Source organism: Mesorhizobium sp. M2E.F.Ca.ET.209.01.1.1, assembly GCF_004010375.2.
In the GTDB taxonomy this organism is placed as follows: Bacteria; Pseudomonadota; Alphaproteobacteria; order Rhizobiales; family Rhizobiaceae; genus Mesorhizobium.
On the sequence record NZ_SADP02000499.1, the window covers coordinates 1 to 357 of the forward strand.

The 357-nt window shown below is 63.6% G+C and carries 1 protein-coding gene; it reads left to right on the forward strand.

What is annotated here, in order from left to right:
- A partial coding sequence (locus tag EN852_RS36650; protein WP_135879746.1) for an NAD-glutamate dehydrogenase domain-containing protein occupies window positions 1-357 on the forward strand: 357 nt, incomplete at both ends.

Below are 357 nucleotides of genomic sequence, written 5' to 3' on the forward strand. Positions count from 1 at the left end.
ATCTCGACTATATCGGCATCAAGACCTACACGGCGAAAGGCGCGCTCGCCGGCGAGCTGCGCATCGTCGGCCTGTTCACTTCCACCGCCTACACGCGCTCGGTGATGAAGATCCCCTATCTGCGCTCGAAGGCCGAGACCGTGATCTCGAAATCCGGCTTCGATCCGCACGATCACTCCGGCAAGGCGCTGATCAACATCCTGGAGAGCTATCCGCGCGACGAGCTGTTCCAGGTGCCGGTGCCGATCCTGCGCAAGCACGCCCTCGCCATCCTCGGCCTGATCGAACGGCCGCGGGTGCGGGCGCTGGTGCGTGTCGACCAGTTCGACCGCTTCGTCTCGATCATCGTCTTCGTGC